The organism is Pseudonocardia autotrophica, from assembly GCF_003945385.1.
In the GTDB taxonomy this organism is placed as follows: domain Bacteria; phylum Actinomycetota; class Actinomycetes; order Mycobacteriales; family Pseudonocardiaceae; genus Pseudonocardia; species Pseudonocardia autotrophica.
Genome location: NZ_AP018920.1, coordinates 3,226,005 through 3,251,110, shown reverse-complemented (window position 1 = coordinate 3,251,110; position 25,106 = coordinate 3,226,005). Strand labels below are relative to the sequence as shown.

Annotated in this window: 19 protein-coding genes and 1 pseudogene; 7 read left to right on the top strand and 13 right to left on the bottom strand. The window is 73.6% G+C overall.

Annotated features, from left to right (window positions below; genetic code table 11):
* Positions 1 to 1,057 precede the first annotated feature (1,057 nt).
* Positions 1,058 to 2,161: a YibE/F family protein gene (locus tag Pdca_RS15340; RefSeq protein ID WP_166665836.1), complete on the top strand. Its 1,104-nt coding sequence runs from the start codon at positions 1,058 to 1,060 to the stop codon at positions 2,159 to 2,161.
* A gap of 49 nt (positions 2,162 to 2,210) precedes the next feature.
* Here the strand turns inward: Pdca_RS15340 and Pdca_RS15335 are convergent, their stop codons facing one another.
* Together Pdca_RS15335 and hisS are read right to left on the bottom strand one after the other, a co-directional pair.
* A complete protein-coding gene (locus Pdca_RS15335) occupies positions 2,211 to 2,753 on the bottom strand; it encodes a class I SAM-dependent methyltransferase (protein WP_085912055.1) in 543 nt (180 codons plus the stop codon).
* A gap of 8 nt (positions 2,754 to 2,761) precedes the next feature.
* Positions 2,762 to 4,075: a histidine--tRNA ligase gene (hisS, locus tag Pdca_RS15330; protein WP_085912056.1), complete on the bottom strand. Its 1,314-nt coding sequence runs from the start codon at positions 4,073 to 4,075 to the stop codon at positions 2,762 to 2,764.
* 129 nt (positions 4,076 to 4,204) lie between these two features.
* Between hisS and Pdca_RS15325 the strand changes: the two genes are divergently transcribed.
* Positions 4,205 to 5,056, top strand: coding sequence for a peptidylprolyl isomerase (locus Pdca_RS15325; RefSeq protein ID WP_085912057.1), 852 nt, complete (start codon positions 4,205 to 4,207; stop codon positions 5,054 to 5,056).
* A gap of 39 nt (positions 5,057 to 5,095) precedes the next feature.
* On the opposite strand, the gene Pdca_RS15320 is transcribed toward Pdca_RS15325, so the two are convergent.
* The 6 genes from Pdca_RS15320 to Pdca_RS15295 form a co-directional block, all read right to left on the bottom strand.
* Positions 5,096 to 7,381 (bottom strand): RelA/SpoT family protein, encoded by a 2,286-nt coding sequence (locus Pdca_RS15320; RefSeq protein ID WP_085912180.1) that lies wholly within the window; start codon positions 7,379 to 7,381, stop codon positions 5,096 to 5,098.
* A gap of 139 nt (positions 7,382 to 7,520) precedes the next feature.
* Positions 7,521 to 8,090 (bottom strand): adenine phosphoribosyltransferase, encoded by a 570-nt coding sequence (locus tag Pdca_RS15315; protein WP_085912058.1) that lies wholly within the window; start codon positions 8,088 to 8,090, stop codon positions 7,521 to 7,523.
* The gene (gene secF / locus Pdca_RS15310; RefSeq protein WP_085912059.1) at positions 8,087 to 9,214 is read right to left on the bottom strand and encodes a protein translocase subunit SecF; all 1,128 of its coding nucleotides are present in this window, start codon (positions 9,212 to 9,214) and stop codon (positions 8,087 to 8,089) included. Before secF ends, Pdca_RS15315 begins: the two co-directional genes overlap by 4 nt.
* Complete coding sequence (gene secD / locus Pdca_RS15305; protein WP_085912060.1) at positions 9,211 to 11,019, bottom strand: protein translocase subunit SecD; 1,809 nt, start codon at positions 11,017 to 11,019, stop codon at positions 9,211 to 9,213. The genes secF and secD overlap by 4 nt, the downstream gene beginning before the upstream one ends.
* A 164-nt stretch (positions 11,020 to 11,183) precedes the next feature.
* Positions 11,184 to 11,579 (bottom strand): preprotein translocase subunit YajC, encoded by a 396-nt coding sequence (yajC, locus tag Pdca_RS15300; protein WP_232021583.1) that lies wholly within the window; start codon positions 11,577 to 11,579, stop codon positions 11,184 to 11,186.
* Between the two features lie 434 nt (positions 11,580 to 12,013).
* The gene (locus Pdca_RS15295) at positions 12,014 to 12,931 is read right to left on the bottom strand and encodes a LysR family transcriptional regulator (protein ID WP_158092108.1); all 918 of its coding nucleotides are present in this window, start codon (positions 12,929 to 12,931) and stop codon (positions 12,014 to 12,016) included.
* 91 nt (positions 12,932 to 13,022) lie between these two features.
* Here Pdca_RS15295 and Pdca_RS15290 point away from each other — a divergent pair, with 91 nt between their 5' ends.
* Genes Pdca_RS15290 through Pdca_RS15280 form a run of 3 tightly spaced genes read left to right on the top strand, consistent with a single transcriptional unit; the run spans position 13,023 to position 16,723 of the window.
* Complete coding sequence (locus Pdca_RS15290; protein WP_085912062.1) at positions 13,023 to 14,348, top strand: aminotransferase class III-fold pyridoxal phosphate-dependent enzyme; 1,326 nt, start codon at positions 13,023 to 13,025, stop codon at positions 14,346 to 14,348.
* Positions 14,349 to 14,399: 51 nt separating this feature from the next.
* Entirely contained in the window at positions 14,400 to 15,419 is a 1,020-nt protein-coding gene (locus tag Pdca_RS15285) for a phosphotriesterase family protein (RefSeq protein WP_085912063.1), read from the top strand.
* Complete coding sequence (locus Pdca_RS15280; RefSeq protein WP_085912064.1) at positions 15,416 to 16,723, top strand: MFS transporter; 1,308 nt, start codon at positions 15,416 to 15,418, stop codon at positions 16,721 to 16,723. The genes Pdca_RS15285 and Pdca_RS15280 overlap by 4 nt, the downstream gene beginning before the upstream one ends.
* 16 nt (positions 16,724 to 16,739) lie before the next feature.
* Here Pdca_RS15280 and ruvB read toward each other — a convergent pair whose 3' ends face one another.
* From ruvB to ruvC, 3 genes and pseudogenes are all read right to left on the bottom strand, one after another.
* Positions 16,740 to 17,759, bottom strand: a complete 1,020-nt coding sequence (gene ruvB / locus Pdca_RS15275; protein ID WP_085912181.1) for a Holliday junction branch migration DNA helicase RuvB — start codon at positions 17,757 to 17,759, stop codon at positions 16,740 to 16,742.
* Between the two features lie 38 nt (positions 17,760 to 17,797).
* On the bottom strand, positions 17,798 to 18,397 hold the full coding sequence (gene ruvA, locus Pdca_RS15270; protein ID WP_085912065.1) for a Holliday junction branch migration protein RuvA: 600 nt from the start codon (positions 18,395 to 18,397) through the stop codon (positions 17,798 to 17,800).
* Between the two features lie 86 nt (positions 18,398 to 18,483).
* A pseudogene (gene ruvC / locus Pdca_RS15265) lies at positions 18,484 to 19,104 on the bottom strand (crossover junction endodeoxyribonuclease RuvC); the annotation flags it as partial.
* A gap of 128 nt (positions 19,105 to 19,232) precedes the next feature.
* Here ruvC and Pdca_RS15260 point away from each other — a divergent pair.
* Both Pdca_RS15260 and Pdca_RS15255 read left to right on the top strand, forming a co-directional pair.
* Positions 19,233 to 20,378, top strand: coding sequence for an alpha/beta hydrolase (locus tag Pdca_RS15260; protein WP_085912066.1), 1,146 nt, complete (start codon positions 19,233 to 19,235; stop codon positions 20,376 to 20,378).
* A gap of 135 nt (positions 20,379 to 20,513) precedes the next feature.
* Positions 20,514 to 21,035 carry a hypothetical protein gene (locus tag Pdca_RS15255; protein WP_125911424.1) on the top strand — a complete coding sequence of 174 codons (522 nt, stop codon included), beginning with the start codon at positions 20,514 to 20,516 and terminating at the stop codon, positions 21,033 to 21,035.
* 143 nt (positions 21,036 to 21,178) lie between these two features.
* On the opposite strand, the gene polA is transcribed toward Pdca_RS15255, so the two are convergent.
* Positions 21,179 to 24,004 (bottom strand): DNA polymerase I, encoded by a 2,826-nt coding sequence (polA, locus tag Pdca_RS15250; protein ID WP_085912068.1) that lies wholly within the window; start codon positions 24,002 to 24,004, stop codon positions 21,179 to 21,181.
* Positions 24,005 to 24,051: 47 nt separating this feature from the next.
* On the bottom strand, positions 24,052 to 25,047 hold the full coding sequence (locus tag Pdca_RS15245) for an ABC transporter substrate-binding protein (protein WP_125911423.1): 996 nt from the start codon (positions 25,045 to 25,047) through the stop codon (positions 24,052 to 24,054).
* Positions 25,048 to 25,106 lie beyond the last annotated feature (59 nt).

Sequence of the window (25,106 nt, the reverse complement as noted above, 5' to 3'; positions counted from 1 at the left end):
CCGGGTGATCACTTGCGAGGATGCCGGGGTGCAGCCCGACGATCCCGAGTGGTCTCCCGGTGACGCACGTCCGGACCGGGAGCCCGGCGGGCGGCGGCGGGCGGACGGGATCGGCAGGCACCAGCGGCCGGATTCACCGCACCGGCCCGGCGGGGCACCGGACGATCCGGCGCAGGCCGCCGGCCACCCGGCCGGGCGCGCCCGGTCCGCGGGCCCCGGCGCGGGTCTCGGGCCCGGGGGCAGGCCACCGCACGCCGGACGGTCCGGTCCGGACCCTCGCGGCGGCCCCGGTGAGCCGGTGGGCGGCACCGGAGACCCCCCGCGTCGAGCCGCACCGGAGCCGACCGGCGGCCACCGGCGGGGCCCCGTGCCCGGGACCGGATCCGGGCCGGAGGACGGTGGAGACCCTCGGCGTGGCGCCGGGCCCCCTGGGGCGGGCGTCCGCCTGCCCGGCACGGGACCGGGTAGCTCCGCGGCGCACGCGCACGATCCCCGATCCAGTGCCACCGGGGCCGCCCCGGGGCGCGGCAGCGGCGACGACCACGGGCCCCACACATTCGGCACCCGCACCGGCCGGCCCGGGGTGCCCGCCCACGGCGCGGACTCCGGCGGCAGCGGCGACAGCGACGGTCTGCCGGACCGGCCCGGGCTGCGGGGCGGTCACCGCACACACGGCCCCCGGCAGGCCGATACCGGCGGCCGCGCCCGCCCCACCGGTCCCGCATCCGGCGGGGCGCGGTCCGGCCGGACGGCGCGCGGCAGCTCGCGGGACCGGACCCAGGACCCCGGGGCGCCCGACGCCCGGGGGTCGGGCACCGGCGCCGACCCGGCCCGGCAGCCCGCTCCCGGGCCGGACGCCACGGGTGACAGCGCTCCCGGCGACGGCACGGAGATCGACGCGACCGGCCCGTTCACCGCCGGATCGGCCGAATCGAGCAGGTCGAGCGGGTCAGCCGGGCCGGCCGGGCGCCGAGCTGCCCGACAGCGCGTCGCTGCGAGCGGCCACGGCCACGGCCACGGGCACGGGCACGGCAGCCCCAGCCCGGCCGGGCGGCGGGTGCGGAACCTGCTGGTCGCGCTGCTGATCCCGTGCGCACTCGCGACGCTGGCCGGTGTCGCGCTGCTCTGGCCCGGGGACGTCCCGACCCCGGACCTCCCGCCGACCCAGCAGGTGCGCGGGGACATCACCGCCGTCGCGGTCGCCGACTGCTCCCCCGGCTCCGGGGACGGCGCCTGCACCGGTGTCACGATCGCGATGACCGACGGACCCCGGGCCGGCCGGGACCTGGTGCAGCTGGTGCCGAACGAGCCGTCCAGCCCGCGGTTCGCGGTCGGCGACCCGGTGACGCTGGCCTGGTCCGGCGGCGACCCCGACTCCGCCGGGTCGTACCAGCTCAACGACTTCCAGCGGGCACCCGCGCTGATCTGGCTGGCGGCCGCGTTCGCACTGGCCGTCGTGCTGCTCGGGCGGCTGCGCGGGTTCGCCGCCCTGGTCAGCCTGCTCCTGACGTTCGCGATCCTGCTGTGGTTCGTGCTGCCCGCGATCCTGTCCGGCGGATCACCGCTCGCGGTGGCGGTGACCGGAGCCTGTCTGATCATGTTCGTGGTGCTGTACCTGACACACGGATTCAGCGCCCGGACGTCCTGCGCGGTACTGGGCACGCTCGTGTCGCTCGCGCTGATCGGGGTGATCGGCTACGGCTTCACCGCGGCCGCGCGGCTGACCGGGCTGGACGACACCACCGCCAACCTGATCGGGACCCTCGGCGGGGTCCCGATCGACCCGCGCGGCCTGGTGCTGGCCGGGCTGGTGATCGGCGCGCTCGGTGCGCTCGACGACGTGACGGTCACCCAGGCGTCCGCCGTCTGGGAGCTCGGCGCCGCGAACCCGGACCTGGGCGCCCGGGAGCTGTTCTCGGCCGGAATGCGGATCGGGCGGGACCACGTGGCGTCCGCGGTGAACACACTGGTGCTCGCCTACGCCGGTGCTGCGCTGCCGTTGATGCTGCTGTTCTCGGTCGCCGCCGGCGGCGTGTCCGACGTTCTGACCAGCCAGGACGTCGCCACCGAGATCGTCAGGACGCTGGCCGGGAGCATCGGCCTGGTCGCCGCCGTGCCGGTCACCACCGGCCTGGCGGCGCTCGTCGCGGCCCGCCGCTGACCGTCCATCCCGCTCGGAGCACCGGAGGCGGTGCGCCGGGACAGCCGTGTCACGGACGGCGGGCCAGCAGGTGCGCCTCCCCGTCGGCCTCGTGGTGGGCGAGCACCTCGAACCCGGCGAACGCGGCGACCAGCTCGCCGGGGGCTGCGCGGAAACGACCGCCGGCGTCGCCGACCTCGGACAGCACGGTGACCACCAGCAGCCCGCCGGGGGCCACCGCGGCGGCCAGCGCCGGATACAGGGCGGGTGCCCGGAACCGCTGGCAGACGACGACGTCGTAGGAGCCGTCGTCGGTGGGGAACCCGTCGTCGAGATCGGCCTCGACCCAGCGGATCCGGCCGGGCGGGGCGAGGTCGGTGGCCAGCTCGGCCCCCGCGGCGAGCCCGGCCGGTGACACGTCGACCGCGACCACGTCGAGTCCGCGCCCGGCCAGCCACACCGCGACCGCACCGCGCCCGCAGGCGACATCGAGTGCCCGGCCGGTGCCCGGGACGAGATCGAGCCGGCCGCGCAGCGCGTCCGGCGGCTGCGCGGAACCGATACCGACGGCGCGGTGCCTGCGGTCCCAGTCCTCCCGGTCCGACGTGACCATCGAGCGGCTCAGCCGACCTCGGCGGCGACCGCGGTCACCACGGCGTCGATCACGCCGTCCAGCGGGACGTCCTGCTGGTCGCCGGAGACCAGGTCCTTCAGCCCGATCGTGCCGCTCTCCAGGTCGCGGGCGCCGAGCACGAGCGCGAACCGGGCCCCGGAGCGGTCGGCGGACTTCATCGCGCCCTTCAGGCCGCGGTTGCCGTATGACAGATCGACCCGCACGCCCTGGGCGCGCAGCCGGGCCGCGATCACGACCAGCCTGCGGCGGGCGTCCTCGCCCAGCGGCACGCCGAACACCTCGGCCCGGGCCACCGACCACGGCTGCACACCCTCGACGCCACAGGCCAGCAGCGTGCGGTCGACGCCGATGCCGAATCCGACACCGGACAGGTCCGGCCCGCCGAGGGTGCCCATCAGGCCGTCGTAGCGGCCGCCGCCACCGATCCCGGACTGGGCGCCGAGTCCGTCGTGCACGAACTCGAAGGTCGTCTTGGTGTAGTAGTCCAGCCCGCGCACCATCCGCGGGTTCGGGGTGTAGGCGACGCCGAGGTCGTCGAGGTGCGTCAGCACGGCGGCGTGGTGCTCGGCCGCCTCCGCGGACAGGTGGTCCATCAGCAGCGGCGCGTCCGCCATCGCGGCCCGCACCTCGGGACGCTTGTCGTCGAGCACCCGCAGCGGGTTGATCGCGGCCCGCTCGCGGGTCGGCTCGTCGAGGTCCAGCCCGGCGAGGTACTCCTGCAGCAGCTCGCGGTACCGCGGCCGGCAGGCGGCGTCGCCGAGCGAGGTGAGCTCCAGCCGGTAGCCGGTGAGGCCGAGCGCCCGGAAGCCCTCGTCGGCGATCGCGATGACCTCGGCGTCGAGCGCGGGATCGTCGATCCCGATCGCCTCGACACCGACCTGCTGCAGCTGCCGGTAGCGGCCGGCCTGCGGGCGCTCGTACCGGAAGAACGGCCCCGCGTAGCGCAGCTTGACCGGCAGTCCTTGCTTGTCGAGGTTGTGTTCGATCACCGACCGGACGACGCCGGCGGTGCCCTCCGGCCGCAGCGTCACCGAGCGTCCGCCGCGGTCGGCGAAGGTGTACATCTCCTTGGAGACGACGTCGGTGGACTCCCCCACCCCGCGCGCGAACAGTCCGGTGTCCTCGAAGACCGGCAGCTCGATGTGGCCGTACCCGGCGCGCGCGGCAGCCCCGGCCAGGGTGTCCCGGACGTGTGAGAACCCGGCCGACTCCGGCGGGAGGTACTCCGGGATGCCCTTCGGCGCGGCGAACGGTTCGGGCTTGCGGGCCCGGCCCTCCGCCTGCTGCTCGGTGGCGGTCACTGCAGGTCCACGTCCTCTCGTGCCGGTGCGCAAAGGCTCCCCCAGCCTAGAACCGGTGTCTCCCGGATTCGCTCCCAGGTGTCCCCGATACCCTCCGGTGACGGGTGATCGACTAGGGAGCAGTAGAGCGTGGCGACGAACGAGCAGCGCCGGGAGGCGGCCAAGCGGAAGCTGGCGGCCCAGCAGGCGAACCGGGTGGAGCGGGCCCAGAAGCAGAAGCGCAACACGACGATCGCCGTCGTGGCGACGGTGCTGGTGGTCGCGGTCGCCGCCGGCGGCGTCTACGCACTGACCTCGGCGTGGGGCGGCGGCGATTCCGAGTCCGCCGACCCGGCCGCGCAGGCCCAGCAGGACGCCGGCACGGACACCTCAGGGCTCCCGGTCGTCCCGCTGCCGACCCGGCCGACCGCGCTGCCCGCCTCGGTGAACTGCGCCTACCCGGCCGAGCAGCCCGCGTCGAAGCCGGTGGATCCGCCCGCCGACGGCGAGGTCTCGGCGGAGGGCACCGTCGCGGCGTCGTTCTCCACCAGCGCGGGCACGATCGACCTCACGCTGGACCGCGCGCTGGCCCCGTGCACGGTGAACAGCTTCGAGAGCCTGATCCAGCAGGGCTACTACAACGAGACGTCCTGTCACCGGCTGACCACCAGCCCCGGCCTGCAGGTGCTGCAGTGCGGCGACCCGACCGGGCAGGGCTCCGGCGGGCCCGGCTACACCATTCCGGACGAGGTGTTCGACGGCCTGTCCTACGGCCGCGGGATGCTGGCGATGGCGAAGACGGCGGCCCCCGACTCGGGCGGCAGCCAGTTCTTCATGATCTACGGCGACGCGCAGCTCCCGCCGGAGTACACGGTGTTCGGCTCGATCGGCGAGGAGGGCCTGCGGACCCTGGACGCGGTCGCCCAGGCCGGCGAGTCGACCGGCGCCGGTGACGGCAACCCGAACACCCCGGTGGACATCGAGAACGCGACCGTCGGCTGACCGGGCCCCGGGGGCGGCAACCAGCCGCCCCCGGGCCGATCAGGCCGCCGAGGTGACCCGGTAGACGTCGTAGACGCCCTCGATGTTGCGGACCGCCTGCAGCAGGTGGCCGAGGTGCTTGGGGTCGCCCATCTCGAACGAGAACCGGGACACCGCGACCCGGTCCCGGGAGGTCGTCGTCGACGCGGACAGGATGTTGACCTTCTCGTCGGCCAGCACCTTCGTCACGTCGGACAGCAGCCGGTGCCGGTCGAGCGCCTCGACCTGGATCGCGACCAGGAACACCGACTCCGGCGACACCGACCAGGCCACCTCGACCAGCCGCTCCTCGCGGGCGGTGAGATCACCGGCGTTGGTGCAGTCGGTGCGGTGCACGCTGATCCCGCCGCCGCGGGTGACGAACCCGAGGATCTCGTCGCCGGGCACCGGGGTGCAGCAGCGGGCGAGCTTCACGTAGAGGTCGCCCATCGCGTTGCCGTCGCCGTCCTGCACGACGACGCCGGCGTTCCCGGACGGCCTGCGGTGCCGGACCGTGGACGGCGTCGCCCGCTCGGCGAGCTCCTCCTCGGCCTCCTCCTCGCCACCGAACCAGGCGACCAGGCGCTGCACGACGTGCTGGGCGCTGGTCTGGTGCTCGCCGACCGCGGCGTAGAGCGCGGACACGTCGGAGTAGTGCAGCTCGCGGGCGATCGCGGACATGGCATCGCCGGAGATCAGCCGCTGCAGCGGCATCCCGGTGCGGCGCGCCTCCCGGGTGATCGCCTCCTTGCCCTCCTCGACGGCCTCCTCGCGGCGCTCCTTGGCGAACCACTGCTTGATCTTCGCCTTGGCCCGCGGCGACTTCGCGATGGCCGGCCAGTCGCGGCTGGGCCCGGCGTCCTCGGCCTTGGAGGTGAAGATCTCGACGACGTCGCCGGAGGACAGCTGCCGCTCCAGCGCGACCAGCTTGCCGTTCACCCGGGAGCCGATGCAGCGGTGCCCGACCTCGGTGTGCACCGCGTAGGCCAGGTCGATCGGGGTGGACCCGGTCGGCAGGGTGACGACGTCACCCTTCGGGGTGAAGACGAAGATCTCCCGGGCGGCGAGGTCGAACCGCAGCGAGTCGAGGAACTCGCCGGGATCGGCGGCCTCCCGCTGCCAGTCGAGCAGCTGGCGCATCCACGCCATCTCCTCGACCTCGACCTCCTTCCCGGCGCCGCCCTTGACCTCCTTGTAGCGCCAGTGCGCGGCGATGCCGTACTCGGCGGTGCGGTGCATCGCGTGCGTGCGGATCTGCACCTCGAGGGGCTTGCCGTCGGGGCCGATCACGGTGGTGTGCAGTGACTGATAGACGCCGAACCGGGGCTGGGCGATGTAGTCCTTGAACCGGCCGGGCATCGGCTGCCACAGCGCGTGCACCATGCCGATCGCGGCGTAGCAGTCGCGCACCTCGTCGACCAGAACCCGCACGCCGACGAGATCGTGGATGTCGTCGAAGTCCCGGCCCTTGACGATCATCTTGCGGTAGATCGAATAGTAGTGCTTGGGCCTGCCCTCGACCTTCGCCGCGATCCGCGCCGAGTCCAGCTGCGAGGCGACCTCGTCGATCACCTGCCGCAGGTAGGTGTCCCGGGACGGCGCCCGGTCGGCGACCAGCCGGACGATCTCCTGGTACTTCTTGGGCTGCAGGATCGCGAAGGACAGGTCCTCCAGCTCCAGCTTCACGGTGGCCATGCCGAGCCGGTGCGCGAGCGGGGCGAACACCTCGAGGGTCTCGTTCGCCTTCTTGACCTGCTTCTCCGGCCGCAGGAACCGCATGGTCCGCATGTTGTGCAGCCGGTCGGACAGCTTGATCACCAGTACCCGCGGGTCGCGGGCCATCGCCACGACCATCTTGCGGATCGTCTCGGCCTCGGCCGCGGTGCCGAACTCGACCTTGTCCAGCTTGGTGACGCCGTCGACCAGGTGCGCGACCTCGTCGCCGAAGTCGGCGCGCAGCCGTTCGAGGGAGTAGTCGGTGTCCTCGACGGTGTCGTGCAGCAGTGCCGCGACCAGCGTCGTGGTGTCCATCCCCAGCTCGGCGAGGATCGTCGAGACGGCCAGCGGATGCGTGATGTACGGGTCGCCGGACTTGCGGGCCTGCCCCTCGTGCTTGGCCTCGGCGACGTCGTAGGCCCGCTGCAGCAGCACCAGATCGGCCTTGGGGTGCAGCGAGCGGTGCACCGCGGCCAGCGGCTCCAGCACCGGGGTCACGATCGCGACCCGCTGCGGCGTCATCCGCCGCGCGATCCGCGCCCGTACCCGCCGGGTGGCGGACGGGCGGGGCGGCTCGTCGTCGGGCGTCAGCGGGCGCGTGGCGGGGTGTGCGCCCGCCGGGGCGCTCGTCCGGTCGACCTCGGTCACCGCACCTCCTGATCGTGCCCGGTAGCGGGTGGTCCGTCCCGAGGATAGTCCGCGGATCGTCACATGACGGAACCGCGCCGTCTCAGGCGCTCAGCAGCGCGTCCACCCGCAGGTCACCGAGCTTCGCACGGCCCTGCAGCGCGGTCAGCTCCAGCAGCGTGCCGAACCCGACGATCTCGGCTCCGACGTCGGTGAGCAGCGCGCAGGCCGCAGCCGCGGTGCCGCCGGTGGCGAGCACGTCGTCGACGACGTAGATCCGGGTGCCCGGCTCGACGACCCCGGCCGGGAGCTCCAGGGTGGCGCTGCCGTACTCCAGGTCGTAGCTACGCGACGCGGCGACGACCGGCAGCTTGCCCGCCTTGCGGACCGGGACCGTCCCCAGACCGGCGACGAGTGCGACCGCGGCCCCCAGCAGGAAGCCGCGGGCCTCGACGCCCACCACCAGCTCCGCCTCGCCGGTGTGCGCGGCCAGCTCGGTCGCGACGGTCGCGAACGCCCCGCCGTCGGCGAGCACCGGTGTGATGTCGCGGAACAGCACCCCGGGCTCGGGATGGTCGGGCACCGGACGGATCAGGTCGGCGATCCGCAGCAGGTCCTCCGCGGAGTCGCCGTCGACGCCGGGGCCGGGCCGGATGTCGTCGACGGCGGTCACCGGCGGGACCGCCCGGTCTTGCCGGTGGGCCGGGACGCCGAGGACGTGGGAGGGGAGCTGCTCACGGTCGCGAGGGTATCCGGCGCCGGTGCGTCGCCGTCCGGGGTGGCCCGCGCCCGGCGGGCGGCGACCCGCCGCGCCTGGTCCCGGAACCGCACGTCACGCAGCTTGATGTCGACCAGCAGCGGGGTCGCCAGCAGCAGCGACGAGATCACCCCGGTGATCATGCCGACGAGCTGGACGAGCGCGAGATCGGCGAGGGTACCGACGCCGAGCAGACCGACCCCGATCACCAGCAGGCCGAGCACCGGCAGGATCGCGATCAGCGAGGTGTTCAGCGACCGCATGAGCGTCTGGTTCAGGGCCAGGTTCGCCGCCTCGGGGTAGCTGCGGCGGGTCAGCTTCAGCAGGCCGCGCGCATTCTCCCGGACCTTGTCGAACACCACGACGGTGTCGTAGAGGGAGAACCCGAGGATGGTCAGCAGGCCGATCACGGTCGCCGGGGTCACCTCCAGGCCGATGATCGAGTACACCCCTGCGGTGACGACGATGTCGTTGACCAGCGCGACCAGCGCGGCGGCCGCCATCGCGCGTTCGAAGTAGACGGCCAGGAAGATCGTCACCAGCACGATGAACACGGCCAGCGCGATCAGCGCCTGGGTGGTCACCTCGCCGCCCCAGGTGCCGGACACCTGGGAGTCGCTGATCGACGCGGCGCTCGGCGCCCCGTCCGGTCCGAGCGGTTGCAGCTGGGTGAACAGCGCGTCCCGCAGCGGGATCAGCTGCTCCGCGGTGAGCGGCTCGGACTGCAGCACGATCGACGCCGCCTCCCCGCTCCCGACCGCCTGCGTGACCTCGGGCGGGGTGCCGATCACGCCCTGGTAGACCTGCTCGACCTGCTGGGTGCTGATCACGCCGGCCGCGCCGTTGGCGGGCAGCTGGATCTGCGAACCACCGGTGAAGTCGATGCCCAGGTTGAACCCGCGGAACACCAGCGACAGCAGGCAGATCACGATCAGCACTGCGAACCCGATGTACCAGGTCCGGCGGCGGCCGATGATGTCGACGTCGGCGGTGCCGGTGGTGAGCCGGGTCCAGCCCGACAGACGCTCCGGGGCGGTCATGCCCGCCCTCCCTTCACGGCGACGCGACGACCGGGGGCCGGTGCGCTGCGACGGTGCTGTGCACCGATCCGGTCGACGGCGGCGAGCCCGGACAGCCCTGGCCTGCCCAGCGTTCGGGACCGGGATATCAGGACGACCAGCGGGAACGTCACCAGGAACACGACGACCAGGTCGAGCACGGTGGACATGCCGAGGGTGAAGGCGAACCCGCGGACCTCGCCGACGGCCAGGATGTACAGCACCGCGGCGGCCAGGAAGCTGACCGCGTCGGCGGTGAGGATCGTGCGCCGGGCCCGCTCCCAGGACCGTGGGACGGCGGAGCGGAAGGTGCGGCCGTCGCGCATCTCATCCTTAAGCCGTTCGAAGAAGATCACGAACGAGTCGGCGGTGATGCCGATCGCGATGATGAACCCGGCGACCCCGGCGAGGTCCAGGGTGAACCCGATCCAACGGCCGAGCAGGATCAGCACGGCGTAGACGACCAGCCCGGACAGCAGCAGCGACAGCATCGTGAGCAGCCCGAGCAGCCGGTAGTAGGCCAGGCAGTAGACGAGCACCAGCAGCAGGCCGACCGCACCGGCGATCAGCCCGGCCTCCAGCGAGGCCAGGCCGAGCGTGGCGGACACGGTCTGCGCGGTGCCGGAGTCGAACGCCAGCGGCAGCGACCCGTATCGCAGCACCTGGGCGAGCTGCTGGGCCCGCTCCTGGTTGAACTGACCGGAGATCTCGGTGGCACCGCCGAGGATCGGGACGTTGATCGACGGGGCGGACACCACGTCGCCGTCGAGCACGAAGCCGACCCGCTTGCCCACGTTGGCCGAGGTGTATTCCCCCCACGCCTGCGCGCCGGCGGGCTTGAAGGTGAGGCTGACGACGTAACCGGCGCCCTGCGCGTTCGGCTGGGCCTGCGCGGAGGCGATCTCGGTGCCCTCGATGAAGGTGGGCCCGAGTACGTACTTGGCGGTGCCGTCCTCGCTGCAGGTGACCAACGGCCGGGCCGGGTCGTCGTAGCCCTGCAGCGGATCGACGGCGGCGCAGTCCAGCGCGAGCAGCGCCTGCGCCTGCACGGCGGGATCGGCGCTCTGCCGGGTCTCCCGCGCCTGCGTCACCTCCGCGGCGATCCGCGGGTCGTCCGGGGCGGGCGCACCGGGACCGGGTGCCGGGGGTTCCGGGGGCGGCGGGTCCTGCAGCGGGGCGGTGTGTGCAACCGGCGCGACCGGGGTGGACCGCTCGGGGGTGACGCCCATGCCCTGCACGCCGGTGCCGGCGTCGGAGCCGGCCTCACTGCCGGAACCGGTGCCGCTGCCCTGGGCCGGTGCGCTGCCCTGAGCCGGTGCGCTCCCCTCAGCCGGGGGTGCGGAGCCGTCGGCCGGAGGCGTGGATCCCGGCGCGGACGGCGCGCCTGCGGCGGCGGGGCCGGCCGGGATCTCCTGGACCACCTCGCGGAAGCGCAGCTGTGCGGTCTGGCCGAGCGAGCGGGCCTGTTCGCCCTCGTCACCGGGGACGGTGATGACGATGTTGCTGCCGTCGAGCTGGACCTCGGCGCCGCTGACCCCGAGTCCGTTGACCCGCTGCTCGATGATCTCCTGCGCCTGCACCAGCTGGTCACGCGGCGGCGGTTGGCCGTCCGTCGTGCGCGCTGTGAGCGAGACGCGGGTGCCACCCTGCAGGTCGATGCCCAGCTTCGGCGTGAGGTTCCCGCCCCCGGTGAACAGCACCAGGGTGTAGAGGATCACGACGATGCCGAGAAAGGCCGTCAGGTAGCGCCAGGGGCGGACATGATGCTGCCCCGACGACGGTGCCACGTTGGTGTTCTCCTGCTCCGACTCGTGCGACGGCCGCGGCCGGCCTCACGGTCGGTCGCCCGGTCCCCGACCGGCCCGGCCGGACACCCAGGGGGTGGTCCGGTGCCGGGCCCGTCCGTGGGACCAGGGCCGCCGGAGCGGGCCCGTGGCCCGCTCCCGACTGCTCAGTGGATCGTCGGCTTGTTCTCCGGCTTCGGCTGCGAGGCGTCCGAGCTGCCGGCGGACTCGGTGGAGTCACCGGACTCGTCCTCCGACGACGTGTCGGGGTCGACCTTCTCCCGGATCGCCGCACGCAGCCAGGTCGTGACCACGCCGTCGGCGATCTCGAGGTCGATCGTGTCCTCGTAGGAGGCGTCGGTGATGGTTCCCCGCAGCCCGGACGTGGTGACGACGACATCGCCGTCCTCCAGCGCCTGCTGCATCGCCTGGGTCTCCGCCATCTGCCTGCGCTGCTTGCGGCCGTTGAGGAACAGCGGCACGAACAGCAGCAGGATGATGAGGAAGGGCAGCAGGGACAGCAGACCGGATCCACCGGCCTCCTGCGCAAGAATCAGATCCATCGTGCGGGGTCTCCGTCTCGTTTCGCCACGTATCAGTGTGCCAGCCGGGGGAATTCACGTCAGCAGCCCCCGGCCATTCGCGCCGCTCGTCGCAGAAACGCAGGACAAGCGGTTGCACCGCGTCCACCACGACCGATTACGACACCGATGCCGAGATTGTCCCACACGCTGCCGATCTGCCCTGCACGTCCTTGCTCGGCACGCTGACCGCAGGGCATCCGCTTTGCCCCGGTACGTCGGGACCGAACGGAGGCCGGGCCGCCGGCGGCGGAGATACCGGGACGCCCCGGGCAACGGAGTCACCGGAAATTGCACCACCGGATTTCCCGGCGGGCCGTGCCTCGTCATTCCGGATCGGTGACGGAGCGATTCGGATGGTCCGACGGAAACCGGACGATCCCTGCCGGGAACGGCGGATCGGCACCGTTCCCGGTTCATTCGCCGACGGCCGGTCCGGCACCGGGGTCCGTGCTGGGGGAGGTGAACATCTCTCCCAGCAGACGACCGACGGTCGTGCACGCCACGTCGCCGGCCGAGGCGCGGTCCGAGGCCAGGATGATGGACCGCGCCGGATCGCCGGACATCGTCGTCAGCGTGATCCGGTCGTCGTCGACGGCCCGCAGTGCCAGACCCGGCAGGAACCCGTGGGCCAGTCCGGCGCCGATGACCGCGCGGTGCACCGTCATGTCGTGCGACTCGAACTGCACGTCCGGTTCGAACCCCGAGGCGCGGCAGGTCGCGTCCGCCCAGCGCCGGGCGGCCGTACCTCGAGGCTCCAGCACCCAGCGGGCCTCCGGCTCGGGCCGACGGGCGCTCTCGCCGGACGGTGTCGCGAGATACAGCGGATCGAGGGCGACCACCCGCCGGAGCACCGACCGCGGCTTCGGCAGCGGGGTGCCCGGGTACTCCTCCAGGAGCGCCAGGTCCACCGCATGCCGGGCCAGGGCGTCCAGCGCCTCCCGCGGCTCCAGGTGCACCACGTCCAGCCGGACACCGGGATAGTGCCGCCGAAGGACCCCGGCGACGTCCGGGAGTGCGGTCAGCGCGGCCGTCTGGAAGGTGGACAACCGGACCCGCCCGACCGGTGTCTCCCCGATCCGCCGGACCTCGCGGGCGGCGGCGTCGAGCGCGTCGAGGATCGCGTCGGCCCGCTCCGCCAGCAGGACGCCGGCCGGCGTCAACCGGACCCCGCGGCCCGCGGCGACGAACAGAGTGCTGCCGGCCTCCTTCTCCAGCAGGGCCAACTGCTGGGAGATCGAGGTCGGCGAGTAGCCGAGCGCACGCGCGGCCGAGGCCATGGTTCCGCTGCGCCGCAACTGGCTCAGCATCCGTAGCCGACGGGGCTCCAGCACCGGGTGACCTCCCCATCCATCAGTTTTCCCGTGCATTCTGCACGTTGATTCATCGCTTGTCGTGGGCATGCGGGCTCTCCACGATGGACCGATGCAGAACGCGACGGCGGCACCGGAGCTGACCCATCGGGTCCACGAGCTCCGGGCGGTCTACGAGAAGGCGAACCCGCGCAGCGCCGAACGCCACCTGCGCGCCCGCACCGTGATGCCCGGTGGGAACACCCGGACGACCCTGCACTACGCACCGTTCCCCCTGGTGTTCACCGGGGCCGCGGGCGCGACGCTGCGGTCCCTCGACGGCGACGACTACCTCGACCTGCTCGGCGACTTCACCGCCGGGCTCTACGGCCACTCCCATCCGGTGCTCCGCGCCGCCCTGAACCGGGCCGTCGACGCGGGCACCACGTTCGGCGGCCACAACGACGACGAGGACTCCTTCGTGGCGGAGCTGGTCCGCCGGTTCCCCTCCCTCGAGCTGGCCCGGCTGACCAACTCGGGCACCGAGGCCAACACGCTCGCGCTCGCCGCCGCGGTCGCCCACACCGGCCGGTCCACGATCCTCGTCTTCCGCGGCGGCTACCACGGCGGCGTCCTCGACTTCACCGCTCCGCAGCGGCCCCTGAACCTGCCCCACCGGTTCCGGGTCTGCGACTACGCCGATCCCGCCGCCGCGGCCGCCGCGATCCGGGAGTGCGGCGAGGACCTCGCCGCGGTCCTGGTCGAGCCGATGCAGGGCAGCGCCGGGTGTATCCCGGCCGACCCGGAGCTGCTCCGCACGGTGCGCGCGGCGACGGCCGAGGTCGGTGCGCTGCTCGTGTTCGACGAGGTGATGACATCGCGCCTCGGCCCGGGCGGGCTGCAGCAGGAGCTGGGCATCACCCCGGACCTGACCACGCTGGGCAAGTACCTGGGTGGCGGGATGACCTTCGGGGCCTTCGGCGGCCGGGCCGACATCATGCGGCGGTTCGATCCCGGTGTCCCCGGCGCGTGGGGGCACCCGGGGACGTTCAACAACAACACGCTCACGGTCGCGGCCGGGCTGGCCGGCCTGGTGCAGGTGCTCACCCCCGAGGTGCTCGCGGACCTCAACACCCGGGGCGACCGGCTACGCGGACGGCTGGTGGAGCTCTTCCGCGCCGCCGACCTGCCGTTCACCGCGACCGGCAGCGGCTCGTTGATGACGATCCACCCGGTCCGCGGTCCGGTGCGTTCGGTAGCGGACCTCGCGGCCGCCGACGACCAGCTCCGGGAACTGCTGTTCCTGCACCTGCTGGGCGAGCGCATCTGGATCGCCCGCCGGGGATTCATCGCACTGACCCTCGCCGTGACCGACGCCGACTGCGACGCACTCGTGGCGTCGGTCGACCGGTTCGCCCACCGGCACGGCGACACCGTTCGCCGGCACGCCGGGCGCTGACCCGACCCGGGCGGCGGACGCCGCCCGCCCCGTCCCGAGGAGCACCGCACCATGCCAGTGAGAACAGTCCGTGGAGACATCGACGGCGCGGCGGCCGGTCACATCCAGCCGCACGAGCACGTGCTCTCCCGCATCGGGCACGCAGCACGGCAGCAGGGCAGCGCCCTGACCACCGACCATCCGATCACGCTCGAGAACGTCTACGAGATCCGGCGGCACCACAGCCGCCTCGACGGGACCGTCGACGACGTCACCGACGCCGTCGACGAGCTGACCTGGTACCGCGACGCCGGCGGCACGACGATCGTCGACGCGACCAGCATCGGGCTGGGCCGCGACCCGGACGGTCTGGTCGAGGTCTCCGAACGGACCGGGGTGCACGTCGTCATGGGCAGCGGCTGGTACCACCGCGACTACCACCCCTCCGGCCTGGAACGACGCAGCCGGTCGGAGCTGGCCGAGGAGATCGTCGGCGACCTGACTACCGGGGTCGGGCCCGGCGCCATGAAGGCCGGGCTGATCGGGGAGATCGGGCTCGGCTGGCCGGTCGACCCGGTGGAGGACCGGGTGCTGCGGGCCGCGGTCGACGCGCATCTCGCGACCGGGGCGGCGCTGATGATCCACCCGGGCCGAGCGCCCCGGGCCCCGCTCGACGCGATGCGCCGGGTGCAGGAGGAGACCTCGTCCACGGCGAAGGTCGTGATGAGCCACGTGGACCGGACGCTGTTCACCCTCGACGAGATGCTCGAACTCGCCGACACCGGCTGCTATCTGGAGTTCGACCTGTTCGGGCAGGAGTCGAGCTACTACCCGTACGCCGACATCGACATGCCCAGCGACGCGACCCGGGTCCGATACATCCGCGCTCTGTGCGACCGCGGCCTGCAGGACCGGGTGCTGCTGTCGCAGGACATCTGCTTCCGCACGCACCTGCGGCGCTACGGCGGCGAGGGCTACGACCACCTGCTCCGCAACGTCGTCCCGCTCATGCTGCGCCGGGGGTTCGACCCGGACGACGTGCGGCGCCTGACCATCGACAACCCCCGAGAGATGCTGGAGATCGCCCCATGAGCTCGTCCGTCCACACCACCACCGATCGGCGGCCGCTGTCCGGTGCCGCCGTCGGCACCCTCGTCGAGTTCTACGACTTCGCGGTCTACGCACTCGTGGTGCCGATCATCGCGGTGGCCTTCTTCCCGCCGGGCGACGCCGGTGCCGCGGTGCTGGCCAGCCTCGCCGTCTACGGCGTCGCGTTCGTCGCCCGGCCGCTCGGCGGCATCGTGTTCGGGCGGCTCGGCGACCGGCTGGGCCGACGGCGTGTGCTGACGCTCGTCCTCACCCTGATCGGGCTCAGCACGGCACTGATCGGGCTGCTCCCGACCTACGGCCAGATCGGCCTGCTCGCACCGGTGCTGCTGGTCGTGCTCCGGCTCCTGCAGGGGCTGTCCGCCGGAGGCGAGGTCACCAGTGCCACGTCGTTCGCGCTCGAACACGCGCCACCGGGCCGCCGGTCGTCCTGGATCACCATCGTGATCGCGATGTCCGCGGTGGCGTCGGTGATCGGGCTGCTGGTCGTCCTCGGGGTCGCCGCTCTGCTCACCGAGGAACAGTTCACCACCTGGGGCTGGCGCATCCCGTTCCTGATCGCGCTGCCGCTGAGCCTGATCGGGCTGTGGATCCGGCTGCGCACCGAGGAGAGTCCTGAGTTCGAACGCGCCCGCGAGGCTCGCGACCTGAGCCGGACACCGCTGCGGGACGCCCTCCAGCAGCACGGCACCGCCGTCTGGTACGCGGTCGCCCTGTCCGCGACCAGTGCCCTGTCCTTCTACTACCTGGTCGGCTACTTCCCGACGTTCCTACAGCTCACCGCCGGGCTGAGCCGGATCCAGGCGCTGACGGCGAATGGCGCCGCGCTCGTCGTCTTCGTGGTCGCGCTGTGCGCGGCGGGTGTCGCCGGCGACCGTGTCGGGCGACGCCCGATGATCCGCTGGGGCTCGGTCCTCCTCGCCGTCGTGGCGGTGCCGGCCTTCCTGCTCGCTTCCTCCGGGTCGGTCGCCGGGGCTCTCGCGGGACAGGTGCTGCTGGCGGCCGCACTGGGGGTGTTCGGTGGCGGTAGCTACACCGCACTGCTCGAGGTGTTCCCGACCCGCACCCGGCTGTCCGGCGCGGCGCTCGGCTACAACATCGGGTACGCGGTGCTCGGCGGGACCGCCCCGCTCCTCGCCGCCACCCTCGTCACCGTCACCGGCTTCGTCGCCGCACCGGGCATGTACCTGGCCGTCGTGGCCCTGCTCGCGCTCGTCGGGGTGTGGGGCATCCCGGAGACCCGGCCGGCCGGCACCGTCGGTCACGACGCCATCGAGCCGGCTCGCTGATCGGGCCGGGCCGGGATCAGAACAGCGGGTCGATCCGGTGCCCGGCCGGCGCGTCGGCGGGCGCGGTCAGGCCCAGGTGCGACCACGCCAGCGGGGTGGCGACCCGGCCGCGCGGTGTGCGGGCGAGCATCCCGGCCCGCACGAGATAGGGCTCGCAGACCTCCTCGACGGTGCCCTGGTCCTCCCCCACCGCGACCGCGAGCGTGGAGATCCCGACCGGCCCGCCGTGGAAGGAGCGGACGAGTGCGCTCAGCACCGCCCGGTCCAGCCGGTCCAGTCCCAGCTCGTCGACGTCGTACACGGCGAGTGCGGCGCGGGCGACGTCGCGGCGGATCACGCCGTCCGCGCGGACCTCGGCGAAGTCCCGCACCCGGCGCAGCAGCCGGTTCGCGACCCGGGGCGTGCCCCGGCAGCGGCCGGCGATCTCCTGTGCGCCGTCCGGCCGCAGGTCGATGTCGAGGATCCCGGCGGCGCGGCGCAGCACCTGCTCCAGCTCGCCGTCGTCGTAGAACTCCATGTGCGCGGTGAAGCCGAACCGGTCGCGCAGCGGGCCGGTCAGCGACCCGGCGCGGGTGGTGGCGCCGACCAGGGTGAAGGGCGCGACGTCGAGCGGGATCGAGGTCGCACCGGGGCCCTTGCCGACGACGACGTCCACCCGGAAGTCCTCCATCGCCAGGTAGAGCATCTCCTCGGCGGGCCGGGCGGTGCGGTGGATCTCGTCGATGAACAGCACGTCGCCGGGCACCAGGTTCGACAGCATTGCGGCGAGATCGCCGGCCCGCTCCAGTGCCGGGCCGGAGGTCAGCCGGATCGCGGCGCCCATCTCCTGGGCGACGATCATCGCGAGGCTGGTCTTGCCGAGCCCGGGCGGGCCGGAGAGCAGGATGTGGTCCGGCGGGTCGCCACGACGGCGGGCGCCCTCCAGCACCAGCTCCAGCTGCTCGCGGACCCGCGGCTGGCCGATGAACTCCTCCAGCGACCGCGGCCGCAGCGAGGCCTCGACGTCGAGGTCCTCGGGATGCACGACCGCGTCGATCTCCCGGAGCTCGGTGTCGTCCCCGCCGGGTTCGACGGTCACCGCGACCGGCCCAGCGACGACAGTGCGGTGCGCAGCAGCACGCTGGCCCCGGCATCCGGGGATCCGGCCAGCACCGCGTCGACGGCCTGCTCGGCGGGTTTCTGGGTGAAGCCGAGGCCGAGCAGTGCCTCCACCACCTGGTCACGGGTTGAGGTGACGGCGGACGGGGCGGCCGCGGCGGAGGGGGTCGCGGCGGGTGCGGTGACCTTGTCGCGCAGCTCCACGACGAGGCGCTCCGCGCTCTTGCGCCCGACCCCCGGGATCCGGGTGAGGACGGCCAGGTCGCCGTCGGCCAGCGCCCGGCGCAGCGTGTCCGGCTGCAGCACGGCGAGGGTGGCCAGCGCCAGCCGGGGGCCGATCCCGGACACCGTCTGCAGGAGCAGGAACAGCTCGCGTTCCTCGCTGTCGACGAAGCCGAACAGGGTCAGCGACTCCTCGCGCACCACCAGCGTGGTCGCGAGCCGGGCCTGCTCGCCACGGCGCAACCCGCCGAGTGTCGCCGGTGTGGCGTACACGGCGAGACCGACCCCGCCCACCTCGACGACGGCGTGGTCGAGCCCGATCTCCAGCACCGGGCCGCGCACCGAGTGGATCACCGACGGGTCCCCTTCCCACGAACGGTCGTTCGATGCCCGACGCTACCGGGCGCACCCGGCGCACCCGGCGACCAGGTGCCGGCCGAGCGCTCCGCGGCGGCGCGGGCGGCGGCCCACTGGGCGGCGGCGGTCGGGGTGGCGTCGCCCTGCTCGGCCCTGGCCTGAGCCAATCGGGCCCGGTGCACCGCGGCGAGTTCCTCGGCGCGGGCCCTGGCCTGCGCCATCCGGTCCTGCATCGGCGAGCGCCAGCAGTGGCAGATCGCGAGCGCCAGCGCGTCCGCGGCGTCGGCAGGCTTCGGCGGGGAGTCGAGCCCGAGCACCTTCGCGACCATCGTCGCGACCTGGGCCTTGCCGGCCCGTCCCTCGCCGGTGACCGCCGCCTTGACCTCGCTCGGCGTGTGGAAGGCGACCGGCAGCCCGGCCCGCGCGGCGACCAGTGCGACGACGCCGCTGGCCTGCGCGGTGCCCATCACGGTGCGCACGTTGTGCTGGCTGAAGACCCGCTCGACGGCGATCACGTCCGGCCGGTGCCGGGTCACCCAGCGCTCGACCTCGTCGGCGACGGTGAGCAACCGGCGTTCCAACGGGACGTCGGGCCCGCTGCGGACCACACCGACGTCGACGAACCCGACCGCCCGACCGGCACCGGTCTCGACGACACCGATCCCGCACCGGGTCAGTCCCGGGTCGACCCCGAGCACCCGCACCGGCGTCACCCCTCCCGCACGTGCGTTCGAGATCCGCACGCTACCGGCCGGTCCATGCGGCCCCGCCGGGGGCGCGCCGGGCGGGGCCGCCTCGATCGGGCCGGAACCGTCGATGGCAGGGTGCGTGGGTGACGTCGTTCCTCCGCGCGCTCGCCCTGATCTGGGCGGCCGTGCTGTTGTTCGTCCTGGTGGGCGCCTTCCGGCCGGAGACGCCGGTGGCCGGCTTCGCCGGATCCTTCGTCACCGGCCAGTACCCGCTGCACCTGGCGCTGGCCGCGGTACTGGGAATCCTGTTCGGGCTGGCCGCCCGGTCGGCGGGTGCCCGGTTCAGCGGCTACGCGGCGGCGACGCTGTCGCTGGCCGCGGTGGTCGGGATGGTGACGGTGCTGGCGGCCCAGGGCCGGGCCGCGGCCGACGAGGGCGTCCGGCTGGACTGGACGGCCACGCTGACCGAGATCGGCCAACCGGACGGGAACCCGGACCGCTCGGTCGAGTTCACCGAGGGACGCGCGCTGGACCTCTACCTGCCCACCGGTCCCGGCCCGCATCCGGTGCTGGTGTGGGTGCACGGCGGCAGCTGGGTCCGCGGTGACCGGGAGGACCGCACAGCGCTGAACCGCTGGCTGGCCGATCGCGGCTGGGCGGTCGCCGCCGTCGACTACCGGCTCCCGCCGCCCGAGCCGGTCGGCCGCGACCAGCAGCGCGACGTCGCCTGTGCAGTCGACTGGATCCGGGCGAACGGCGCCGCCGAGCTCGATCCCGGCCGGCTGGTGCTCGCCGGCCAGTCCGCGGGCGCGACCCTCGCGATCAGCACGACGTCCGGCCTGCTCGACGGCACGCTGGCCTGCTCCGACGCGCCCGCATCGGTCGGCGGCACCGGCCCGGCGGACGCCCCGCCACCGGCCCCCGGGCCGCCGCCGGTCGGCGTGGTCGCGTACTACCCGCCGGTCGACCTGACGCTGATCGATCCGGACCTGCAGCAGACCCTGTTCGGTGGGGCGGCCGCCGACGCGCCCGGTCTGATGCGGCTGCTCTCGCCGTCCGAACAGGTGCGCTCCGACCTGCCGCCCACGCTGCTGCTGCTCGGCTCGGCCGACCACTACGTGTATCCGGACCGGGTCGCCGCCTACGACCGGGAGCTGCGCGACGCCGGCGTCCCCGGCCGGCTGGTGACGGTGCCCTACGCCGACCACGTCTTCGACCGGCCCTTCGGCAGCCCCGGCGCGCAGCTGACCCGCGAGGCCGTCATCCGGTTCCTGACCGGGGTGGGCTGAGCAGCCGGCACCCGACCGCCCGGCGCGGCCTCCGAACCGCCCGGCCATGTCGACCGACCGCCCGGCTGCGACCCGGTAACAGCTGGTCGGAGGCATGCGAGCTCCCCCGCGTCAACCGCGCGGGAGGTGACGCCGATGTCCCCCGTTCCGTATCCACGAACTCCCACCGGCCCGGCCGGGCGCACGGTGATCCGGCGCGATCTGCCGGGTGACCGGGTCACCTGGACGGCCCGGTCGGCCCGGATCAGCGGGCTGCTGCTCGCCCTGTCCGAGCTCGAGGCCGCCGGGGTGGCGGTGCCCGCGCCGGTCGCCGACCGCCGGGTGCTGCGCGCCTGGGCCCGCTCCGCGGGGCCCGTCGTGGGGGCGGCCGGGCTGCGCGGCGACCAGTCCGGGGCGAGCTTCACCGTCGATCTCGACGACGTCGACGCGCTGGCCGAGGCGGGCCGGGCGCTGGCGCTGCTGCTGTGCCGCGCCCGGCAGCCGATCTCCCGGCCCGGGGATCCCGATGCCGCGGTGGTCGTGCAGACCCTGCACCGGGTCGCCATGGCCCACGACATCGCCGCCGAGCAGCTGGTGGCCGAGCTCGGCCGGGCGGCCCGGTTGCTCGCGCCGGCGCACCTGCGCACCCGGGCGGCCGCCGATCCGGTCGGCGCCTGAGCAGGCGGCCCCTATCCGGTCGGCCCCTACCCGGTCGGCCCCTACCCGGTCGGCCACGGCCCGGGTCGCGGCCGGCGCCGTCGGTGGGTGACCGGCGGGATCCCGAGCCGGTCGGGGTGAACCCCCCGGCCGGTCGGCATGGCTCAGTGCGCCGCGGCGTCCCAGCTGCGGCCGTAGCCGACCGACACCTCGAGCGGCACCGACAGCTGCGCGGCGGCGCCCATCCGCTCGCGGACCAGCTTCTCCAGCACCTCCCGCTCGCCGTCGGCGACCTCGAGCACCAGCTCGTCGTGCACCTGCAGCAGCATCCGGCTGCGCAGGCCCTCCTCCGCCAGCCCCCGGAACACCCCCAGCATCGCGACCTTGATGATGTCCGCGGCGCTGCCCTGGATCGGTGCGTTCAGCGCCATCCGCTCGGCCATCTCGCGGCGCTGCCGGTTGTCGCTGGTCAGATCCGGGAGGTAGCGGCGACGGCCGAGGATGGTCGCGGTGTAGCCGTCCTTGCGGGCCTGGTCGACGACGCCCGCGAGGTAGTCGCGCACCCCGCCGAACCCGGCGAAGTAGTCGTCCATCAGGCCCTTGGCCTCGTCGGTGGAGATCCGCAGCTGCCCGGACAGTCCGTAGGCGGACAGCCCGTACGCCAGGCCGTAGTTCATCGCCTTGATCTTGGCTCGCTGCTCGACCGACACGGCGGTCGCCTCGACGCCGAACACCCGGGCGGCGGTCTCGGCGTGGAAGTCGTGCTGCGACCGGAACGCCTCGATCAGCGCAGCGTCCTCGGAGAGGTGAGCCATGATCCGCATCTCGATCTGGCTGTAGTCGGCGGTCATCAGCTCCGCGTACCGCTCGCCGTCGGGACCGGCGCCGACCACGAACGCGTCCCGGATCCGGCGCCCGGCCGCGGTCCGGATCGGGACGTTCTGCAGGTTCGGGTCGGTCGAGGAGAGCCGGCCGGTCGCCGCGATCGTCTGCGAGTAGGTGGTGTGGATCCGGCCGTCGTCGGCGAAGGTCTTGATCAGCCCGTCGACGGTCACCTTCAGCCGGGTCGCGTCGCGGTGCTGCAGCAGGAACTGCAGGAAGGGGTGCTCGGTCTGCTCGTAGAGGGTCTGCAGCGCGTCGGCGTCGGTGGTGTAGCCGGTCTTGGTGCGCTTGGTCTTCGGCATGTTCAGCTCGTCGAACAGCACGACCTGCAGCTGCTTGGGCGAGCCGAGGTTGATCTCCTTGCCGATCACCTCGTAGGCGCTGGCCGCCGCCTCGCGGACCTGGCCGCCGAAGTCGGACTCCAGGTCCGACAACGTCTCCGAGTCGACCGCGATCCCCGCCGCCTCGCATCCGGCCAGCACGAACGCCAGCGGCAGCTCGAGATCGGCGAGCAGCTCGGTGCCGCCGCGCTGGGCCAGCTCGGTGTCGAGCGCGTCGGCCAGCTCGGCGACCGCCGATGCGGACAGCATCTCCTGCTGCGCGGCCTGTGCGTCGGCCTCCTCCTCCCCGCCGAGCAGCGACAGCTGCCCGTCGGCGGGCTCCTCGGTGCGCAGCTCGCGGCGCAGGTAGCGCAGCGCCAGGTCGGCCAGATCGAACGTGCGCTGGCCGGGACGGGCGAGGTACGCGGCGAGCGCGGTGTCGCTGCTCAGCCCCGCGACCGACCAGCCGCGGGCGCGCAGCGCGTGCAGCACCGGCTTGATGTCGTGCGCGGCCTTGGCGACGCCGGCGTCGGCCAGCCAGTCGCCGAGCGCTGCCTCGTCGTCCGGGGTGAGCCCGGTCAGCCCGAGGTATCCGGCCTTCGGCACACCGGCCGTGGCGCCGGCCGCCCGCTGTTCGACGGTCGGCTCGCCGACCGCCAGCGCGACACCGGTGAGATCGCGACCGGCGACCGGGCCCGCCACACCGGCGAAGCTCAGCCCGACCCGGCGGCCGTCCCGCGCGTGCGAGTCCAGCCAGGCCCGCGCCCCGCCGGGGGCGATCACCTCACCGGAGATCTCGAAACCGTCCTCGGCCTCCGGTTCGGCGGAGGACAGGGTGGCGAACAGCCGCTCGCGCAGCACCCGGAACTCCAGCTCGTCGAACAGCCGGTGCACCGCGTCACGATCCCAGGCACGGACCTCCAGCTGCTCCGGGGCCGATCCCAGGTCGACGTCGCGGACCAGCTCGGTCAGCTGCCGGTTCAGCAGCACGTTGGCCAGGTTCGTGCGCAGCGAGTCACCCGCCTTGCCCTTCACCTCGTCGACCCGGTCGGTCAGCTCGGCCAGCGAGCCGAACTCACGGACCCACTTGGCGGCCGTCTTCTCCCCCACCCCGGGGATCGAGGGCAGGTTGTCCGAGGGGTCGCCCCGCAGCGCGGCGAAGTCGGGGTACTGGGTCGGGGTGAGCCCGTACCGCTTGTCGACCTCGGCCGGGTCGATCCGGCCGAGATCGGACACCCCGCGCTTCGGGTAGAGCACCGTGACGTCGTCGGACACCAGCTGGAACGCATCCCGGTCGCCGGTGGTGATGAGCACCTCGAAGCCCTGCTGCTCGGCCTGCGTCGCGAGGGTCGCGATCAGGTCGTCGGCCTCGTAGCCGTCGACCGCGAACACCGGGATGCTCAGCGCGCCGAGCACCTCCTTGATCAGGTCGATCTGGCCACGGAAGTCGTCCGGCGTGGCCGAGCGGTTCGCCTTGTAGTCGGCGTACCGCTCGGAGCGGAAGGTCTTGCGGGAGACGTCGAACGCCACCGCGAGGTGGGTCGGCTCCTCGTCCCGCAGCAGGTTGATCAGCATCGAGGTGAAGCCGTAGACCGCGTTGGTGGTCTGCCCGGTGCCGGTGCGGAAGTTCTCCGCGGGCAGCGCGAAGAAGGCGCGGTAGGCCAGCGAGTGCCCGTCGAGCAGGAGCAACCGCGGCCGGTCCGGCGCCTTCTTCTTCGCCGAGGCCGACTTCGGGGTGCCCGACTTCTGCGCTGCCGACTTCTGGGTGCCCTGCGTCGCTGTGCTCATCGGCGGGGAGTCTAGAACCGACCCCCGACAGTGACCGCGGCCGCCGGTCAGCTCCCGGCCCGGCCCAGCGGCACACCGTCGCCCGCGGCGGTCCGTTCCAGCAGCGGCACCAGCGATCGCAGCGCCCAGTCGATGCTGAGCGGGGACAGGTTCTCGGTCAGCGCCCTGGCGAACACCGGGCTCAGCACGCTGTAGCGACCGGCCGCCACGGCGGGCAGCCGCCGCCACAGTTCCGAGGCCTCGGCCGCGGCGGTCCCGGCGGCGTCGGTGGCCGGGCAGAGCAGCACCCCGGCCGGGGCCAGCACGTCCACCTCCTCGGCCGAGTACCCGGTGACCGCGTCCGGGCCCGTGGTGTGCACCGTCAGCCCGAGATCGCGCAGCAGGCCCACCATCGGGCTCGCGTCGCCCTGCACGTAGATCTGGTCGTGGTAGGCCGAGCCGGCGACGACCGGGAGCCCGCCGAGCCCGTCCAGGCGCGCCGCGGCCGTCGCCACCGAGTCCCGGTACCGCTGCGCCAGGCCCTCCACGCGGTCCTCGCGGCCGAGCGCCGCGGCCACCGTCGTGAGGCCGTCGTGCCAGGTGGTCTCCCAGCCCAGACAGACCGTCGGCGCGATCCGGGAGAGCACGTCGTACTGCTCGGCGGCCGGGGGCATCCCGACCATCAGCTCCGGCCGGGCCGACACCACACGTTCCGGGTCGGCCTGCGACGTCGGGATGTCCATCCGGGCCAGTCCGGCCACCCCGGCCTCGGTCTGCCACGGCATGTTCCCCGAGCCCCAGGCGTCGGTGAACCCGTACAGCACCGGCTGCACGCCCAGCGCCAGCACCAGGTCCAGATCGAGGTAGTCCGACAGCGCCACCACGCGCTCCGGTGCCGCGGGCACCGTCGTCTCCCCCGCCTCGTGCCGCACCGTCCGGGGGAACCCGTCACCGGCCGGGGCCCCGGCGGCGTCGCCGGCGGCGGGACGCCCGCAGGCGGTGAGCAGGGCCAGGCCGAGGCTGCCGGCGAGCAGCCGGCGACGACTGATGGCGGGGGCGGGCATGTGGGTCTCCGTCGTGATCGTGCCGTCCCCGGTGGACGGCTCCCGGGGCAGGAGTCTCA

Excerpts from the sequence above, each read along its gene's own strand:
- Pdca_RS15335 (WP_085912055.1), bottom strand. The coding sequence starts at position 2,753 with ATGGTCACGTCGGACCGGGAGGACTGGGACCGCAGGCACCGCGCCGTC.
- secF (WP_085912059.1), bottom strand. The coding sequence starts at position 9,214 with ATGACCGCCCCGGAGCGTCTGTCGGGCTGGACCCGGCTCACCACCGGC.
- yajC (WP_232021583.1), bottom strand. The coding sequence starts at position 11,579 with ATGGATCTGATTCTTGCGCAGGAGGCCGGTGGATCCGGTCTGCTGTCC.
- Pdca_RS15290 (WP_085912062.1), top strand. The coding sequence starts at position 13,023 with ATGCAGAACGCGACGGCGGCACCGGAGCTGACCCATCGGGTCCACGAG.
- Pdca_RS15285 (WP_085912063.1), top strand. The coding sequence starts at position 14,400 with ATGCCAGTGAGAACAGTCCGTGGAGACATCGACGGCGCGGCGGCCGGT.
- Pdca_RS15280 (WP_085912064.1), top strand. The coding sequence starts at position 15,416 with ATGAGCTCGTCCGTCCACACCACCACCGATCGGCGGCCGCTGTCCGGT.
- Pdca_RS15255 (WP_125911424.1), top strand. The coding sequence starts at position 20,514 with ATGTCCCCCGTTCCGTATCCACGAACTCCCACCGGCCCGGCCGGGCGC.
- polA (WP_085912068.1), bottom strand. The coding sequence starts at position 24,004 with ATGAGCACAGCGACGCAGGGCACCCAGAAGTCGGCAGCGCAGAAGTCG.
- Pdca_RS15245 (WP_125911423.1), bottom strand. The coding sequence starts at position 25,047 with ATGCCCGCCCCCGCCATCAGTCGTCGCCGGCTGCTCGCCGGCAGCCTC.